The 17,747-nt window shown below is 54.4% G+C and carries 13 protein-coding genes; 10 read left to right on the plus strand and 3 right to left on the minus strand.

The annotated features are described in order from the left end of the window. The first annotated feature begins 1 nt into the window (after nucleotide 1). The 3 genes from ACR0NM_RS19170 to ACR0NM_RS19180 all read left to right on the plus strand — a co-directional run bounded on the left by ACR0NM_RS19170 (nucleotide 2) and on the right by ACR0NM_RS19180 (nucleotide 5,455). Nucleotides 2-4,672: a MupA/Atu3671 family FMN-dependent luciferase-like monooxygenase gene (locus ACR0NM_RS19170; RefSeq protein WP_480616235.1), complete on the plus strand. Its 4,671-nt coding sequence runs from the start codon at nucleotides 2-4 to the stop codon at nucleotides 4,670-4,672. Further along, complete coding sequence (locus tag ACR0NM_RS19175; protein WP_480616237.1) at nucleotides 4,669-4,902, plus strand: hypothetical protein; 234 nt, start codon at nucleotides 4,669-4,671, stop codon at nucleotides 4,900-4,902. The genes ACR0NM_RS19170 and ACR0NM_RS19175 overlap by 4 nt, the downstream gene beginning before the upstream one ends. A gap of 400 nt (nucleotides 4,903-5,302) precedes the next feature. After that, entirely contained in the window at nucleotides 5,303-5,455 is a 153-nt protein-coding gene (locus tag ACR0NM_RS19180) for a transposase (RefSeq protein ID WP_255612279.1), read from the plus strand. 153 nt (nucleotides 5,456-5,608) lie between these two features. Here ACR0NM_RS19180 and ACR0NM_RS19185 read toward each other — a convergent pair whose 3' ends face one another. Further along, entirely contained in the window at nucleotides 5,609-6,301 is a 693-nt protein-coding gene (locus tag ACR0NM_RS19185) for a sugar transferase (protein ID WP_480616239.1), read from the minus strand. Between the two features lie 687 nt (nucleotides 6,302-6,988). Between ACR0NM_RS19185 and ACR0NM_RS19190 the strand changes: the two genes are divergently transcribed. The 5 genes from ACR0NM_RS19190 (at nucleotide 6,989) to ACR0NM_RS19210 (ending at nucleotide 12,231) form a co-directional block, all read left to right on the plus strand. Then, nucleotides 6,989-7,675, plus strand: coding sequence for a VPLPA-CTERM sorting domain-containing protein (locus tag ACR0NM_RS19190; RefSeq protein WP_170399615.1), 687 nt, complete (start codon nucleotides 6,989-6,991; stop codon nucleotides 7,673-7,675). Nucleotides 7,676-8,316: 641 nt separating this feature from the next. After that, the gene (locus ACR0NM_RS19195) at nucleotides 8,317-9,756 is read left to right on the plus strand and encodes a UbiA family prenyltransferase (protein ID WP_480616241.1); all 1,440 of its coding nucleotides are present in this window, start codon (nucleotides 8,317-8,319) and stop codon (nucleotides 9,754-9,756) included. Then, a complete protein-coding gene (locus ACR0NM_RS19200) occupies nucleotides 9,753-10,175 on the plus strand; it encodes a GtrA family protein (RefSeq protein WP_170399609.1) in 423 nt (140 codons plus the stop codon). Before ACR0NM_RS19195 ends, ACR0NM_RS19200 begins: the two co-directional genes overlap by 4 nt. Continuing rightward, nucleotides 10,172-11,497 carry an FAD-binding oxidoreductase gene (locus tag ACR0NM_RS19205; protein ID WP_170399606.1) on the plus strand — a complete coding sequence of 442 codons (1,326 nt, stop codon included), beginning with the start codon at nucleotides 10,172-10,174 and terminating at the stop codon, nucleotides 11,495-11,497. The genes ACR0NM_RS19200 and ACR0NM_RS19205 overlap by 4 nt, the downstream gene beginning before the upstream one ends. Beyond that, on the plus strand, nucleotides 11,494-12,231 hold the full coding sequence (locus ACR0NM_RS19210) for an SDR family oxidoreductase (RefSeq protein WP_170399603.1): 738 nt from the start codon (nucleotides 11,494-11,496) through the stop codon (nucleotides 12,229-12,231). Before ACR0NM_RS19205 ends, ACR0NM_RS19210 begins: the two co-directional genes overlap by 4 nt. Before the next feature lie 137 nt (nucleotides 12,232-12,368). Here the strand turns inward: ACR0NM_RS19210 and ACR0NM_RS19215 are convergent, their stop codons facing one another. Continuing rightward, entirely contained in the window at nucleotides 12,369-13,427 is a 1,059-nt protein-coding gene (locus ACR0NM_RS19215; RefSeq protein ID WP_170399600.1) for an acyltransferase family protein, read from the minus strand. Between the two features lie 375 nt (nucleotides 13,428-13,802). Next, the gene (locus tag ACR0NM_RS19220) at nucleotides 13,803-14,882 is read right to left on the minus strand and encodes a glycosyltransferase (protein ID WP_170399597.1); all 1,080 of its coding nucleotides are present in this window, start codon (nucleotides 14,880-14,882) and stop codon (nucleotides 13,803-13,805) included. A gap of 651 nt (nucleotides 14,883-15,533) precedes the next feature. Here ACR0NM_RS19220 and ACR0NM_RS19225 point away from each other — a divergent pair. Both ACR0NM_RS19225 and ACR0NM_RS19230 read left to right on the plus strand, forming a co-directional pair. Then, complete coding sequence (locus tag ACR0NM_RS19225) at nucleotides 15,534-16,739, plus strand: glycosyltransferase family 4 protein (protein ID WP_170399594.1); 1,206 nt, start codon at nucleotides 15,534-15,536, stop codon at nucleotides 16,737-16,739. Continuing rightward, the gene (locus ACR0NM_RS19230; protein ID WP_170399591.1) at nucleotides 16,736-17,710 is read left to right on the plus strand and encodes a polysaccharide deacetylase family protein; all 975 of its coding nucleotides are present in this window, start codon (nucleotides 16,736-16,738) and stop codon (nucleotides 17,708-17,710) included. Before ACR0NM_RS19225 ends, ACR0NM_RS19230 begins: the two co-directional genes overlap by 4 nt. Nucleotides 17,711-17,747 lie beyond the last annotated feature (37 nt).

Consider the following 17,747-nt stretch of genomic DNA (forward strand, 5'->3'; position numbering starts at 1 on the left):
TATGCCCTTTTCAACCCTGTTGATCGGCCATGAATCCTTACTTGTGCAATGCGGAACAATGCTGCTTGAGGCCGGTCACAATATTCGAGGTGTTGTAACCCGAAATCCGGATGTGCGGAATTGGGCTGAAGGCCAGTCGCTGACGGTTCACGCGCCGGGTGCGGACCTCGCTGACCGGGTCGCTGATACCGAGTTTGACTGGCTGCTCAGTATCGCCAATCTTGATCTTCTGCCGCAGACGCTTCTGGATCAGGCCCGCAAAGGGGCGGTCAATTTCCATGATGGTCCCTTGCCTCGCTATGCCGGGCTGAACGCGCCGGTCTGGGCGCTTTTGAATGGAGAAGTTCGGCACGGCATCAGCTGGCACTTGATCACATGCGAAGTGGATAAAGGCGACATTATCACCCAGCGTCATGTGGATATCGGCGTAAACGACACGGCATTGACGCTCAACACCAAATGCTATGGCGCTGCGATGGACAGTTTTCCCGATGTCATCGCAGCGCTTGAGGCGGGCGTTCCCAACCCACACTTTCAGGACCTGAGCCAGCGCAGTTATTTTGCCCGTGACGCGCGCCCCGGGGCCGGAGCACAGATTGATTTCACCGCCCCGGCCACACAGATTGCCACACTGGTACGTGCCCTTGATCATGGAGACTACTGGAACCCGCTGACCTGTCCCAAGCTGGACACCGGAGAACAGATCTATCTGGTTGGCCAGGCCGAGGTTCAATCATCGGAACCGGCCGCACCGGGTACAATTCTGGCCCGCGATGCGGAAAGCTTGACTATCGCCACCGGACAGGACGCCATCAGATTAAGCCAGTTTAGAGACTGTTTTGGCGAAGGGATCACGGCGGCAGACATCGCCCCGGATTGCAATGTGCTCCCCTTGTTCAGTGCCGCAGACCGGGCCGAGCTTACCGCCACACTCACCCCCACTGCCAAAGCAGATATTCACTGGCGGAAACCATTGGAAACACTGAAACATTCCGATCTGCCACTGATTGAGCGGAATGCGCCCGCATCCGCGGTGATTACACATATCGTAAATGGAAGCGCCACATTCGAGAAAGCCGCCACTGCGCTGGCCGCGCTTTTCCTGCGCCAAGGGGGAGGTGATACTCTGAATCTGGCTCTATCTCTGACCGAAACGGCCTCAGACTATATCAGCGACTGGGTGCCAGTCACCGTGTCATCGGGTAATACCATGGTAGAGCTTCAAGCCGGGCTGACACAGGACATCACTGCGGCCCGGGCACGTGGCGGGTTTTCCATTGACCTGCCCGCGCGTCTGTCCCGGTCCAGAGATGATCATTTTGCTATGCCGCAGCTTGGCTTGACGGATACAAACGCAGAGCTGATCCCCGGCACCAGCCTGACCCTGTCGCTTGTAGAGGGTCAGATTCAGCTCTGTGCCGACAGTGGCCATATCAGCGCCGAGGCGCTGGCCCTGATCGCCGCCCGGCTTGAGGCCATCATGGCACAGTTGGATACCCCAGAGACGGTTGGAAAACCCATCCGCGATCTATCCCTGATGTCTGAAGCCGAGCGGGTGAAAATCCTGACGGAATGGAATGCGACCGACACGGACTATGATCACACGACCTGCATTCACCAGCACTTTGAAACCCAAGTCGCCCGGACGCCCGACGCCACTGCGCTGGCTTTCGAAGATCAAAGCTTTAGCTACGATGCCTTGAACCGTGCGGCCAACCGGGTTGCGCATGTTCTGCAGGATATGGGGGTTGGTCCCGGCACTTTGGTCGGGTTGCATGTCAAACGCTCGCCGCAGCTTGTGATCGCAGCTCTGGGTATTCTCAAAGCTGGCGGTGCCTATGTGCCGATGGACCCTTCTTACCCGGCGGATCGCACTGCGCTGTATCTTCAGGATAGCGCCGCACCCGTTGTCATCACCGAGACCGATCTCGCCCGGAACTTGCCGGAATCCGGGGCGCAGCTACTGTCAATCGATGCGGATTCGCGCCTGTCTGCTGCGGCTGACAGCAACCCCGACAGCACCGTGACGGCAGATGATCTGGCCTATGTGATCTATACGTCAGGTTCGACCGGACGACCCAAGGGCGTGATGATCGAACACCGCAATGTATCGAACTTCTTCACCGGCATGGATGGGCGTATTTCACATGACCCGGCAGGTGTCTGGATGGCAGTCACCAGCTTGTCCTTCGATATTTCCGTGCTGGAGTTGTTCTGGACACTGGCCCGCGGTTTCAAGGTTGTTCTGAGCGATGATGATAACCGCGCCCTTGTGGCGGGCGACAGTACCCCTGCGCGCGGAAGCACCGGACGTGGCATGGACTTCAGCCTCTATTACTGGGGTAATGATGACGGCGTCGGGCGCGATAAATACAAATCCCTGCTAGAGGGGGCAAAATTCGCCGACAAGCACGGATTTTGCGCTGTCTGGACGCCCGAGCGTCACTTCCACGCCTTTGGCGGTCCCTATCCGAACCCATCAGTCACTGGCGCAGCCGTCGCAGCCGTCACCGAGAACCTATCGGTCCGCGCGGGCTCCTGTGTCGCCCCCCTGCACCATCCGGCCCGGATCGCCGAGGAATGGGCCATCATCGACAATCTGACCAACGGACGTGCGGCGCTGGCGATCGCTTCTGGCTGGCAACCTGATGATTTCGTTCTGCGCCCAGAAAACACCCCGCCGGACAACAAGCCAGCCATGCTGCAATCCATCGATATCCTGCGCAAACTCTGGAAGGGAGAGCCCGTCGAGTTTCCAAAGAAGTCCGGAGAAATGCACGCTGTTGTCACTCAGCCCCGGCCGGTTTCGAAGACGCTTCCAGTATGGGTCACCACAGCAGGCAACCCGGCAACCTGGAAAGAGGCTGGCGCCATCGGCGCAAATGTCCTGACCCACCTTCTGGGACAAAGCGTCGATGAAGTCGCTGACAAAATCGGTCTCTACCACAGCGCATTGCGCGAAGCAGGCCATGACCCGAAGGACCACACAGTCACCCTGATGTTGCATACATTCGTCGGAGCGGATCGTGAAGAGGTACGCGAAGTGGCGCGCGAACCGATGAAGGATTACCTGCGCTCCGCTGCAGGATTGATCAAACAATATGCCTGGGCCTTCCCCGCCTTCAAGAAACCCGAGGGCGTCAGCAATGCGTTCGAACTGGACCTGGGCTCGCTTGAAGAAGAAGAACTTGAGGGCATTCTTGATTTCGCCTTCCTGCGGTATTTCGAAGACTCGGGTCTTTTTGGCACGGTCGAAGACTGCTTGGCGCGCGTCGAAGAGCTCAAGCGCATTGGCGTGGATGAGATTGCCTGTCTGATCGACTATGGCGTCCCGGTGGATCAGGTGCTTGAGGGGCTTAAACCTCTGGCCGAAGTTCTGCGCCTGTCCAATCAGGATACAGAACCGGCCGAGGATGATTTCTCGATCGCAGCGCAAATTCATCGCCACAAGGTTACGCATATGCAGTGTACCCCCAGCATGGCGCAGATGCTGGTTATGAATGACGAGGCCCGTCAGGCGATGGCGCGCCTCAAGCACATGATGATCGGGGGCGAGGCGCTACCCGGCTCACTGGTTTCGGAATTGGCCGAGATCACCTCGGCACATGTTGAGAACATGTATGGGCCGACCGAAACCACCATCTGGTCGACGACTGAAACTGCAACTCCGGTGTTGGGTACGGTCAACATCGGTCGACCGATTGCCAATACTCAGGTTTATGTTCTGGACGAAGATCAAAACCCACTACCCACTGGTGTCGCGGGTGAGCTTTACATTGGCGGGGCTGGCGTTGCCCGTGGGTACTGGCAGCGTGAAGACTTAACGGCCGAGCGTTTTGTGCCTGACCCATTCAACAACCAACCCGGTGCTCGGATGTACCGGACAGGAGATCTGGCGCGCTGGCGTCCGGATGGGCGACTCGATTTCCTGGGGCGGGCGGACCATCAGGTCAAGCTGCGCGGATACAGGATTGAATTGGGAGAGATCGAAAGTGTTCTGGATGCCCAATCAGGCATTCGCCAGTCCGTTGTTATGGCCCGCGAAGACACTCCGGGCCTGACCCAGTTGGTCGGCTATCTGATCGCGGATGGCGACCTGAATGAACGGGCGCTGCGGGATACGCTGACCGGACAACTGCCCGAATTCATGATCCCCGCACATTTCGTTACGCTGGACAGCTTTCCACTGACGCCCAACAAGAAAATTGATCGTAAGGCGTTGCCAGCCCCTCGGCCCCGCAAGGCCGCTCCAACCACACAGACCCAGGTGGTGCAAACCACCGACCCCGCACCCGCAGCAGCATCGGGTGGAACGGCTGTTCGACAGGTTGCCGCGATATGGTCCCGGATTCTGGGCATTCAGGATATCGGCCCGCGCGACAATTTCTTTGACCTTGGCGGGCATTCACTACTGGCCGTACAGGCGCATCGGGAAATCAAGAAAGAGCTAAATGTTCCGGGTCTCAGCATCACGGATATTTTCCGGTTCCCAATGTTGGGTGTACTAGCTGCCAAGATCGAAGAAAAAACAGAGGGCGCGGCTGGAACCGGTTCAACTTCAGAAACCACCCCGACAACGGAAGGATCTGTCCAATCCGACAAGGCCGCAAAACGCAGCGACGCCATGTCGCGCCGACGGGAAATGCGCGCCCGACGTCAAAAGCAGGCGTGACAGAACTTGATCTGATCCGCGCTGAATTACGTGGCTTGGTCGACCCCGATGTTAGGAGCGGTGTCACCGATCCCAAGGCGCCCGAAGGCGCGTTATTTCCCAAAGAAGCCTCTGCTGTAGATCGTGCCGTCCCAAATAAAGCAGGTCGTGCGGCGGCCCATCAAACCACGGCAGAGATCGGCCACCATGAAAGCTCTGTCCTGATGGTCCCTGATCGCAGCTTAATCTGACCTGCGGGCTTAGTAGGCTCCATTACTCATTATGAGGGTACCTGCAAAGCTGTCGTCGCTAATGATCAGGTAGTTCGCAGTATCGATATCTAACCCAACACACCCCTTTGATCCTGATTTGGAAGAAGTAATTTGCACCGCTGCGGAGCGGGCTTGGCTTACAACTCAACCTCAGAAACAGTGTCCCTGCGTCTCTGCCTAATCCCCCATCGGCAGAGCCCTGAGCTATATTGCCAACACTGGGACGCCTGACCGTGTTCCTTGAAGATGGTCGCTTGGATCACTCGCACCCTGACCGCCATCGCAAACGGTCATAAGCAATCCGACATCAGCAGTCTGGTGTCCTGGGATTGCGCTGCAGACGTGTGATCGGCGCACCGCTTACTTGCAATCCATCCGCGTGGATAATGTAGAATGCGTTTTGGCACGGGACCATGCCTATATGTTCATAACGGTACCACCACATCTAGCGTTGTCGAAGGCCATGCAGCGGATCAAGGGGCGCTCATCCCGCCGTGTTCAGATGGCATTTCCGGACTTGCTCAAGCGCTAGTGGGGAAGGCGGTTCTGGGTTTGCTGGAACTTCACCACAACTTCGGAAAATATCACCGACGACTTCATCATACGTCATCAGGAGTTACAGTCCAAACGCGATGCTGCCGACGTCAGCCTGTATGTGGTTCACTTGTCCGAAAAATAGTGCGGATCAATATCCGGTACCACGCAACACAACACCGACTGTCGCGAATATAATGCCCAGATCAGTGCGTAAAGACAGTTGTCCAGCATACGAAGTGTCAAAATCGGCACGGCTGGCAAAGCTGCTGGCATTACGCTGAGATACCTGCCACAGGCCAGTCAGCCCGGGGCGCATAGAATAGTAAGCTTTACCCGGATATAAATTTTTTTGTTCCGGCATCATCGGGCGTGGACCAACAAGGCTCATTTCACCGGCCAGAACATTCCAGAGTTGCGGCAACTCATCCAATGATGCCTTACGCATCAATTGACCGATTTTTGTGACGCGCGGATCGTTTTTGAGCTTCTGGGTTTCGTCCCATTCACGCTTGGCAATTGGGTCTCGCGTCAGGTGATCTGCCAGCAAAACATGCGCATTGGGAACCATGCTGCGCAGTTTCCACATGGTGAATTCTTTGCCATCACGGCCAATACGCGTTTGTCCGTAGAATGGATTGCTTCCATCTCGCGCGACAAGCAATGCCAAAAACAACAGAGTCGGCAGGACGACCGGCAAGGCCAGAAGAATCAGAGCAATATCAAGGATGCGTTTAAAGAAGTTTGAGTAAACGCCCACCTGCGGAAAGCGATATACTCCATGTTCGACCTGAATAATAACAGGTTGCGATTCTCTCGGAATATCAGTGTATTGAACTGTCACTTTTTAACTCACAAACACATGAATCACGGTGGATTCATACTCGTTACAACACGCTTACCAGCACTCACATCGAACCGAGGCCGCAAAAAATCAATAAAGACCCCAATTATGGCGAAAATTCTGCCACGCCACAACGTTAACACATTTTAACTCGGGTCCACAAATAGTCATTGTCCACAAATCAAAAAATCTTACGGCGCTCCAACAATCCTAAGTTCCAGGCGCGATGAATGTTTCTGGTTTCGCTACTCTTATGGCCGTCTGGCGATTTTTGATGCTCGAGCGGAGACAAAAGGAGAGTTGAGAATATCGGCTACGATTCTCAATTGTTCCCAAGCCGCACGCAAACAAGTTTTTGGTTAATTGGATGATGTTTTCCGATAGTTCCGAAGCAGAGCGAAATGATTAAAGATCGACAACGATCCTCGGTGCTTCGACGCGTCATTGTAAGACGACCAATTCGTAGTCTTGTACTTTGTGGCCCCCCAGCTGCTCATGCGCTCCAGCCATCACGCTGGTTTCGCAAGATGTGTCACCTCAGGCCATTTGTGCAATAAAACCCGACAAAGCCTACTGGCTTGTAAAATGATCGTAAAAAAGCTAATTTCATTCAGTATAGTAGGATAATAATGTCGAAATGACATAACTCACGACTGGTACCTAGTTTTTTAGGGGGTAATGATTGAAATGTTTACAAAACAGATCGGGGCGGGATTCGCCGCCGCTATCGTTCTGTTGTGCGCAACGTCTGCGGGCGCAGCAACGATAAATTTCAACGTTGACCGCAGCTATACCAATGGCTCTAATAATTATACCAGTACGGATGGATCAGTAACCGTCGGCGTGGATGGTGTTCGGGTCAACAACTCAGGCACAATCATCAATACTTCTAATTTCTGGACTGCAAGCTGGGATGGGGCCAGCAATCGCAGTGGATTGGGCGTTTATGACTGCCGCTGGCAAAACCGGTGCTTGGACAATCATTTGATCGACGGGCGGGGCCCGGACGAATTCGCGCTGATTGATTTCGGCGACCTGACAGTTGAAGTGACATCGGTCACCTTCTCTTACTGGGACCGCCGCGATACGTTCGCATTCGGCACCTATGACAGCTCTGTGCTTCCGGCCACAGCCGTGATTTACGAAGAAAACTTAGGTGACGGAAACTCTAATCCTTACACACATTACTTTGGCGCAGGAGAGGTCACAGGCTCGCTCATCGGGTTCGGCGCTGACAGCTGGCGTGATAACTTCGCACTACAAAGCATCACGTTCAATGTGTTGTCTGCGGTGCCCTTGCCTACTGGTCTCGCACTGCTTTTGACAGGGTTATGTGGGCTCGGGTTTATGCATCGTCGCCGTCAATTCGCCTGACCAAAAGCGCAATATTCTGATTGAAAGCCAGCGCACTTCACAAGCTGGCTTTTGTGGTGCTTCAGAAGTATGTTCCACTTCCAAAGCCACATTTCATTTGACGGTCTGGACTGGTGCCATGGCGGCTTTATCGATACTCGGTCTGATCGTCGGAACAGTTCTGAAACTTGCCTCTCAACATAGTGTATGGAGCGCTGGAGCACGTTTATTCGACAATCTCACCCGCGGGTGGTTTGTGTTAGCGCTTCTGCTTGTAATGGCCGTCTTCCGCTTGGGGCTTTGCCGTCTTGGGGCGCTTGGGCGCACCCATCGACCATGTTCTCGCCCACAATGGAGCGCGAGTCGTGGCGCTGGAGGTCTTTTGCGAGCGTCATGAAGTATGGCGATGATAAAGGACGCAATCTTGCAGGACTTCAAGGCATGGCCTATACAATGATTGGGTTTAAATTACGGGAAACATTGCGATACTACAGGCATTTGCGGAATTACGCGATCGCGTCCAGCCCCCCATTTCTCTTAGTATAGGTTCTTTTGCCTCATTCTGTACCGGATACCAAGAATGCTCCGTTTGTCTGAGATACCACCTCGTGTCACTTTAATATGGAGGCTTGTTCTCGTGGCGTATTCAGGAGATTAACAGTATGGAACTGGACCAGTTGAAAGACCAGCACATACTTGCTGTCGATCTCGACGGCACGCTTCTGCGGTCTGACATGTTGTTTGAAAGTTTCTGGTCAGCGACCAGCCGGGACTGGCACGCGCCTCTGGGTGCTGCATTTGCGCTGGCTGGAGGGCGGGCGGCGCTCAAACGCAGTCTCGCGGGGCGGATGGACATAGATGTCACGACGCTGCCTTATGACCCGCAGGTCATCGATTATATCAATGCATGGCGGTCGGAGGGGGGAACAGTTTTTCTGGTCACGGCGTCCGACGAGACGATTGCCCAAGAGATTGCCCAGCATCTTGATATTTTTGATGGCGTCTACGGCTCGAACGGGGTCCGCAATCTCAAATCCAGTGAAAAAGCCGCCTTTTTGACCGACCAATTCGGGCGCGGTGGCTATGCCTATATGGGGGATGCGGAGGCGGATCTGCCGGTCTGGGAGAGCGCAAATAGGGCGGTCACGGTCAACCTACCTGCGCCCCTGCGCCAACGTGTTGACGGTTTGGGGTTGGAAGTTGAACATTTGTCCACCGCCCAACCCGGCCTGCGGGATTATCTCAAGGCGATCCGGGTGCATCAATGGCTGAAGAACCTTTTGGTCTTTCTGCCGATGTTGGCGGCCCACCAGCTCGACGCCGAGACCTTTCTGCAAAGCCTTCTGGCCTTCGTGGTCTTCTCTATCGTGGCCTCCAGCATCTATGTTCTCAATGACTTGCTCGACTTGCGCTCCGACCGGGCGCATCCCACGAAATGCAAGCGCCCCTTCGCGGCGGGCACAATCCCGATCGCTCATGCCACCTACCTGATCGCCACGTTGATGGGACTGGGCCTGATCCTGTCCCTGTTTCTCGGTGGAGCCTTCATTGGGATTATGCTGCTCTATGTCGTTGTCACTACGCTCTATTCGCTCTGGCTGAAACGCAAAGCGATCATGGATATCGGCACATTGGCTGCGCTCTATACCACGCGGATCATCGCAGGCGCCGTGGCAACGGGTATTACGCTGTCGATGTGGCTTCTGGCCTTCTCGATTTTCTTCTTCCTGTCGCTGGCCATCGTGAAACGGCAGGCGGAATTGATGGACAGTGCTGCGCGCGGCAAGCTCAAAGCTGCCGGGAGAGGCTATGTTGTCGATGACCTACCTGTTCTGGTCATGATGGCTGTAGCGTCCGGCTATGTGGCCGTCCTGGTTATGGCGCTCTACATCCAGTCGCCTTCGGTTTCGGAGCTTTACACAAACCCCAAATTTTTGGGCGCCATCTGCGGCATCCTGCTCTACTGGATCTCCCGGGTCATCCTGTTGGCGCATCGTGGCCAAATGCACGAGGACCCGGTCGTCTTTGCTGCACGAGATCGGCAAAGTCGGATCTGTGCTATATTGATCATCCTCGTCGCCGCTGGTGGGACGCTGTTGTGAGCATCATACGTATAGCGGTTCTCTATGCCTTGTTTGCCGTGATCGCGACAGTGATCAACCTCGGCGTCCAGAGGCTGGTTCTGTCGTGGAACAGTGACGCAACTGGCTTTGCGCTGGCGGTCTTTTGCGGCACGCTCGCGGGCCTCGTCGTCAAATATACCCTCGACAAACGCTGGATTTTTGCCGATTTCAGTACAGGTTTCAAAGCGCACGGCCAGAAATTTACGCTCTACACGATCATGGGAATTGTCACGACAGCGATCTTTTGGGGTACGGAAACAGCGTTTTGGCTGATCTGGGACACGGATATGATGCGTGAACTTGGCGCTGTGTTGGGGCTCTCGGTGGGTTATGTCGTCAAATATTTCCTCGATCGACGCTTTGTCTTTCAGAATACCCAAAAGGCGGCGGCGGTATGACAGAGCTTTCGGGCTGGGGCGGTTTTCCCAAACATTACGGGGTGGCAACAGAGCCTGTGAACGAGACTGCATTGGTCGAAGCTGTCACGGCTGGGGCGGTGATCGCGCGCGGCAATGGGCGGGCCTATGGTGACAGCGCGATTGGCTTGCGCAGCACGGTCAATATGCACAGGTTCAACCACATGCTCAGCTTTGACCGGCAAAGCGGAATTCTGGTGGCTGAGGCGGGCGTTCTGCTCAGTGATATCATCCCGGCGTTTTTGCCTCATGGATGGTTCCCCCCGGTCACGCCGGGGACGAAATTTGTCACCCTCGGAGGCATGATCGCAGCGGATGTTCATGGCAAAAACCATCACAAAGATGGCAGTTTCCGCAACTTCGTGGACTGGCTGGACGTGATGGATACCGAAGGCGTCGTGCATCGCTGCAGCCGCAATGAGAAACCCGAGCTGTTCGAGTGGACAATAGGTGGCATGGGGCTCACGGGTATTATCTTGCGCGCCGGAATCCGGTTGAGAGCGGTACCCTCTGCATGGATCCGGCAGACCGCGCAGGCCCTTCCCAATCTCGACGCCGTCATCACTGCTTTTGAAGCGGCACATGAGGCCACCTATTCGGTTGCCTGGATCGATTGCCTGCAATCTGGTGATGCCCTTGGGCGAGCCATTCTGATGCTGGGGGAGCATGCCATACCGGAAGAGTTGTCTGATGACGCGGCACGCTACCCGTTCGAAATCCCGAAAAAGATGCGGCGCAGCGTCCCCTTCGCGCCGCCCTTCAGCCCGTTAAACGGCCTCACGGTTCGGGCTTTTAACGCGCTTTATTACTGGAATGGATGCCGCAAATCCGGGACCAGCTTTCTCGATTATGACAGCTATTTCTACCCGCTCGATGCCATCCACGGCTGGAACAGGATCTATGGGAGACGCGGCTTCATGCAGTTCCAGTGCGTTCTGCCGCTGGAGACATCGCGCAAGGGACTTCACGCGCTGCTCAAGACTACCTCGCAGGAAAAAGCCGGTTCCTTTCTTGCCGTACTCAAACGGTTTGGGCCGCAGGATAGCGCCTTCTCCTTTCCCATGCTGGGTTATACACTGGCCCTCGACTTCCCCGCCACGCCTAAGATGATCGCGTTGATGTGCAAGCTGGACGAGATCACGTTGGAACATGGCGGGCGTTTTTATCTCGCCAAGGACAGCCGCATGAGCGCACAGACATTGCATGCCTCCGATCCCCGTACTGAGCAATTCCGGCAGATGCGAACGCAACTTGGTGCAGCGGAGGCATTTCAGTCACATCAATCACAAAGGCTGGATCTATGAGCAAAGGAACAGTCCTGCTTCTCGGCGCGCGCTCCGATATCGGTCGTGCAACAGCGCATCGCTTTGCCAAAGAAGGCTATGACATCCAACTTGCTGCACGCGATAGTACCGCGCTGGAAAAGACCCGGACGGATATGGCTTTGCGTCACAACGTGGAGGTAAGCCTACACGACTTTGACGTGCTGGACAGTGCCGCGCATACCGGGTTCGTCGACGCTCTGCCTGTCTTGCCGGACGTGGTGATCTGCGCCATCGGACTGATGGGGGATCAGATCGAGAATGAACGTGACATCGAGGCTGCTACCCGCGTGATGCGGAGCACCTATGAGGGCCCGGCGCACATTCTGGGTCTTCTGGCGGAGCGGTTCGATGCGCGGGGTTCCGGGCAGATCGTGGGCATCAGTTCCGTGGCGGGCAATCGCGGACGGGCCAAGAATTATGTCTATGGCTCCGCCAAGGCAGGCTTTACCTCCTATCTCTCCGGCCTGCGCAACCGGATGGCCAAACGCGGGATCCACGTAATGACGGTGCTGCCAGGGTTCGTGAATACGCAGATGACCGCAGGTATGGACCTGCCCGAAAAACTGACGGCAGAACCCGAAGAGGTGGCTGATGCGATCTTCAAGGGCTTACGCAAAGGCCGGAACATCATCTACGTGCGCCGCATCTGGTTTGTGATCATGGCGATTATTGGTGCGATCCCGGAAGGCGTATTTAAGAAGATGGATATTTGACGCGCTGTGCACGTGCAGTTCGCGCCAGCAAAAGCCCTTGGTGGGTCCGCTCCGCTTCTCTAGATTTAGCAAAAGTGAATACGCGCGGGATCAAGACCGCAGGGGGGGTAACAAATTGTGCGCGACGACGGTTCGGGCTATTTTAGAGAACGAAAACCACTTTTAAAGTGCACGTTTCCGATGGTTGTCGTTAGCCACCTTCTGAAACGCATTTCGACAATGTAATAACTCAGCAAAGATGTAATGTACGTTATAGTACAAACAGCGATGACCAGCCAAAAATCGTTACCACGTGAAAAATCCATTAGGGCTCCAACCAACAGCAAAACGGGCACGTGAAACAGGTAGGTGCTATACGATAGATCACCCAAGTGAGGCCCAATTTTGCCTACACCTGACGACAGTTTAAGAAACACATCCTCAGTGAGAAAAAAGCCAACAACCATCGCGACTGAAAAAGCCTCTTTGTACCAAGGGAACCTTAACTCTAACGACGCTAAAGCGACGCTGGCGCATATAGCAGCGATGGTATAGCGACGCGTTCTTGGCCATTCCTGCATACGGAAGAGTTTAATTCCAACCAAATATATCAAAACACCAAAAGCAAAATTAAAGAGTACGATGTTAGATGCAATTGGTCCGACTGGAAGTCCGAAACGGCCACCAATTGGCAACGCTAAAACTACAGCTACGGCGATCACCAAAGACCATTTTTTGTTAATCAATAAGGCAACGGCCAGGATTGCGTAAAAAAACATCTCGAAATTAAGTGTCCAGCCCACTGTAAGAACTGGGATGTAACCTATCCCAGATGCGTGTTCATGAGGGATAAAGAGCATTGAAAACAAAACGTCCCTCAAGGTTGACCCATGCAGGAAACTTACGGCGTCCCAATTCGCGAACGGGAGAACCGCCAAAAAGACCACTGTCGCCAGCCAATAGGCCGGTATGATGCGGGTCGCTCTATCCCGACAAAACCGTGCCGCTGAGACATGGCCGCGAGAAATGGACATGGCCATAACTAAACCGCTGAGAACAAAAAAAATGTCGACGCCGAGGCTTCCGTGATAAGTAAAGAACGCCTCTATTTTGTTTTCAGGCTCAAAGTCTCGATATACCTGAATGTAATGATGAAAAACGACCATCCAGGCTGCTAGAGCTCGAAGCCATTGGAGGCTAACCACTTTTTCTGTCATTGGGCGCTATGATTTATTTGTTTTCAGGATGTTACATATATCAGACGTTTGCTTTCAGTGCTATAGACGCTGTCGTTTTCCAGTTTATAGAATGGCTTTCTCAATGGTCCCGATGACTCGTACATTTTGACCGGGAATTTGGAGGCGATGGCTTACGACCTTTAATGCTCTTCTAATTTAAGTTGCCTAATATATCAGTTCGAAAGCTGGTGGCAGACATTCCCGGATTCAAGCCGAGGTGTCCGTCAGGAAACAGCCTCAGCTTTCCGAAAAACTGACGGCGGAAAACTCGGGCAGAAAATCCGAGTTATGAACTTCAGAACAGAGAGCAATCTAGGTTGCGTTCCAAATTTCTAGCAAGAGGCCACAGCAAATTTAAGTCTCGAGTATGCGCTGTTGACACACCGGATACCATGCTTCCAGTTCACCAGGGGGCATATTCGGAATTTGGCGGGACTGGCGTATTGCGCTCAGGATACCTCTGGCCTGCGGGAGGGTCAGCCGCTTTTGAAGAATATCTTTCAAGAACTCGGCCAGCAGTTTTCGTCGGAGAAGTGGGCGGAAGCGCCGTTTTGCCAATGCGTTTCCGTGTTTTGTGACCAGCAATGCCTGGTTCATATTGCTCAGAACAGTTGTCTTGTAGCGGTCAATTCGCCCCGTCGCGATATTATAATGATTAAGAAGCGCCTTTTCTGCCGTGACCAGACTTTGCGTTCGGGAAATCCGGTAGCTCGCATCAAGATCCTCGCCGGGGCTATAAGAACGCAACAGGTTCTCAAAAGGTTCACGAAGAATGCTTTCACGACGGAAGGTCATGCGACAGCCGTGAAAGAGCCGCTCGGGCCAAACCGACATTCCCTGAACCTCAACAGGTATCGGTAGGTCAGGAAATTTTCCTTCATATGGAATGAATACTTCTTCCTGATGCATCAGGAAGACCTTACGCCAGATGAAGTACTTTATCCGCCCCACCCAGAACCAGCGGCTTTTTATTGCTTCCTGTCGATTGTCTTGCTTTTGCGGACCCCTACTCTCCATTAGATGAGGAGGCGCGTCTGACAGCGCGGCCTGCACGCCGCCTATCTGCTCCTTTGTATCCGCCTCATAGATCTTCATGATTTCTGAAGCACAAGTCGGATACATCAGGGAGTCGTCGTCAATAAGAAACACAATGTCGGCCCGCGCCTCTGATACTGCTGTGTTACGTTGCACCGCTGTCGAGCCAATGTCACATGTCCTATAAACCATCCGGATGCCTGAATCTGGTTCGATCAATGCTTTGATTGCACTTGCGTGGGTTTCCCAGTCAGGGCTGGTGTCAATGACAATGATTTCACATGGCGCCCGTGTTTGCGCCAGCGCCAACTCTATACATGTCCGGAGAATATCAGGGCGTTTGTTAGTTGCAATCAACAGGCCCCAGCTCAGCGGCTTAAATTCAGTCAAATCAGTCATGTAGTGCCGCTAACCTTTTCATCTAACACGTGCTCGGCTCGATCCCGCCTTGCGGGTTTGTCAATAGGTGTCAATCGAGATCACTCCCGGGATGCGCACGGCGATACTAATAATAGTGATATCGACATAAGGGGAATCAGCTGGTGGTTTCATGACCTAACCTAAACATCAAATAGCGGTCATTTTCACATCCACATAGACAGAAATCAAATTGACTGGAGCGGATCAAGCGAGGACCTTTGTGCGAGGATCGAATTCGGGCCGGTGTCGTGACCAATTTTGACGCAATGGCAGAGGCTTTGCAAAGCAAGGTAACATCAGTTGCAAAATTTCTGTCTTGAAAGGGTTCTGGATTCAGAGGCTTCATTCTATGCATGGTCCAACGCCAGGCTTTGCCGGCAATTTTTGAAGACAATAGATCATGAACAGACACATTCTTTTAATTAGGGGAACAGGTTTTGGACTTGCACACCAATGCCCGTACGAAGACCTTTGGCAAAGCGTATCTACAGTCGGTCAGGTAGAGCTACGGTATCCTTTGCTGACTTCTCCCCAACCTGGGAGCTCCTGGAATTCGCAATGAAGCATGGGTTTCGGTCCATAAGCAAAAGCATTCGGGGCCTTTCCGGCCACGGCAAGGTGTAGTCCCAGATGCGCGTAGCCTACCTGATTAACCAATACCCTGCGATCAGCCATACCTTCATCCGTCGCGAGATCCGGGCCCTGGAGGACATGGGAGTCGAGGTCGAACGTTTTGCGCTCAGGGGCTGGGACAGCGATGTTGTTGATACGCTGGACCGCGAAGAGATGGCCCGGACCCGTCACACACTGAAAGATGGAACCGCCCGGCTGATACTGGGGGCGCTTGTCTGGGGCCTGCGTCATCCGCAGGCATTCTTGCGCGGCCTGAAGTTGGCGTTTTTGATGTCGAAGGGGGCCATTCGCCCCTGGCCCTATCACCTGATCTACCTCGCCCATGCTTGCCGAATCATGACCTGGCTCGAGGGGAAGGAAGTGAGCCATTTGCATGCGCATTTCGGCTCTAATTCAGCGGAAATCGCCGCCTTAGTAGAGGCTTTGAGCGGCCCGGGCTTCAGCTTCACAACGCACGGGTCAGAAGTTTTTGATGATCCCAAACGCCATGCCCTACCGCTGAAAGTAGACCGGGCGCGGTTTGCGGTGACTTCTTGCGCATACATTGGCAGCCAGATGATGTACAATGTGCCACCCGCGCTCTGGTCAAAAGTTAATGTTGTGCATTGCGGGTTGGCGGCCACGGCCTTTGCCAACGATGCAACACCTTTGCCGGATGCGCCGATTTTCCTGAGCGTCGGACGTTTCAGCCCTGAAAAGGGACATTTACTGCTGATTGAAGCCTTTGCCGCTGTACATGCCGCTCACCCCGGGGCGCGGCTGGTGTTGGCAGGCGACGGGCCGATGCGCGCGATGCTGGAAGATCACATTGCACAGCTGAACCTTGAGCAAGCGGTGAGGATCACCGGCTGGGTGACATCAGATCAGGTGCGTGCGGAATTGCGCGGTGCCCGTGCGTTGGTGCATCCAAGCTTTACCGAGGGCTTGCCCGTTGTGATCATGGAAGCCATGGCCGAGTACCGACCAGTCATTTCGACTTATATAGCGGGCATTCCGGAACTGGTTCAGGATGGGCAAACAGGTTGGTTGGTACCGGCCGGGCAAGTGAAGGATCTAACCATGGCGATGCTGGCCTGCGCAGACATGCCCGCTGAAAAGCTTGAGGCAATGGGTCAAGCCGGATTCGACCGGGTGCGTGCGCGCCACGATGCGTCTGTCGAAGCTGCCAAGTTGAAAGCCTTGTTCAAGGCCCTCGGGTCATGAAGGCGGTTTTGAAACGGGGAGCGCTTTGGGCGCTGACCACGCCACCAGTCTATGGGTTGCTACGTCGTCGGGCGTTTCATGGAAACCCCGTGACAATTCTGTGCTATCACACACTCCGGCCGGCCAGAGAGCAGTTGGATGCATGGACTGCGCTGTCGGTTGATGCGTTTCGTGCGCAAATCAATCTGCTGCGGCAGGACTATGATATCGTATCTCTGGACGATGCATTGGCTCCTGCCACTAGCGACCGCCGCCGTGTGGTGCTGACTTTCGATGACGGGGAATTGGGGCTCTACGAGCACCTGTTGCCGATTGTCCAAGCTGAAGCCCTGCCGGTGACTGTCTATGTTGCCACCAAACAGATCGAAACCGGCCGGGCCTTCTGGTTCGATCGTGTGATGAATGCATTGCAGAGTGCGGGCACCACAAAGATCAAACTGGATGGCATTGGATCCTGGCAGATCGGACCTGACCGCAGTAAGCTGCGTTGGGCTCAGATCGGCCCGGTATTAGAAGCTTTGAAGGCGGTAAATACCAGAGACAGAGACGCGTTAGCCGACAAAATTATCGCGCAGACAGGTCAGGAGACCAAAGGCTTCACTCCGCTTCAACCCATGAGCCTCCCACAGTTGCAGGAACTTTCGGCGGAACCTCTCGTAACCATCGGATCACACACCCACAGCCATGAATTGCTGGACCAGATATCACTTGATGACGCAGGCGCCAGTGTCGCGCGATCGCGCGATCTGCTGCAGGGCTGGACCGGGCAAGAGATCCGTCATTTCGCCTACCCCAATGGCAATTACACGCCCGACTTAATGAAAATGCTTTATGATCTGGGTTTTGTCAGCGCCACGATCCTGGAGGATAGGCATATGACGCCTGACGATCCGCAGCAGGCTCTGCCCCGGATCGGTATAGGCCGGTATGATGGGACAGCTAGATTTCGATTGCGGATGGTGGGGATGTGAGGTTTCGCGCAAATTGGGTTTGTTATAAGCAATAGCA

The sequence above is a fragment of the Ruegeria sp. AF2 genome, from assembly GCF_056542025.1.

Coding starts and splice junctions, on each gene's coding strand:
- ACR0NM_RS19170 (WP_480616235.1), top strand. CDS start 2: ATGCCCTTTTCAACCCTGTTGATCGGCCATGAATCCTTACTTGTGCAA.
- ACR0NM_RS19190 (WP_170399615.1), top strand. CDS start 6,989: ATGTTTACAAAACAGATCGGGGCGGGATTCGCCGCCGCTATCGTTCTG.
- ACR0NM_RS19195 (WP_480616241.1), top strand. CDS start 8,317: ATGGAACTGGACCAGTTGAAAGACCAGCACATACTTGCTGTCGATCTC.
- ACR0NM_RS19205 (WP_170399606.1), top strand. CDS start 10,172: ATGACAGAGCTTTCGGGCTGGGGCGGTTTTCCCAAACATTACGGGGTG.
- ACR0NM_RS19210 (WP_170399603.1), top strand. CDS start 11,494: ATGAGCAAAGGAACAGTCCTGCTTCTCGGCGCGCGCTCCGATATCGGT.
- ACR0NM_RS19215 (WP_170399600.1), bottom strand. CDS start 13,427: ATGACAGAAAAAGTGGTTAGCCTCCAATGGCTTCGAGCTCTAGCAGCC.
- ACR0NM_RS19220 (WP_170399597.1), bottom strand. CDS start 14,882: ATGACTGATTTGACTGAATTTAAGCCGCTGAGCTGGGGCCTGTTGATT.
- ACR0NM_RS19225 (WP_170399594.1), top strand. CDS start 15,534: ATGCGCGTAGCCTACCTGATTAACCAATACCCTGCGATCAGCCATACC.
- ACR0NM_RS19230 (WP_170399591.1), top strand. CDS start 16,736: ATGAAGGCGGTTTTGAAACGGGGAGCGCTTTGGGCGCTGACCACGCCA.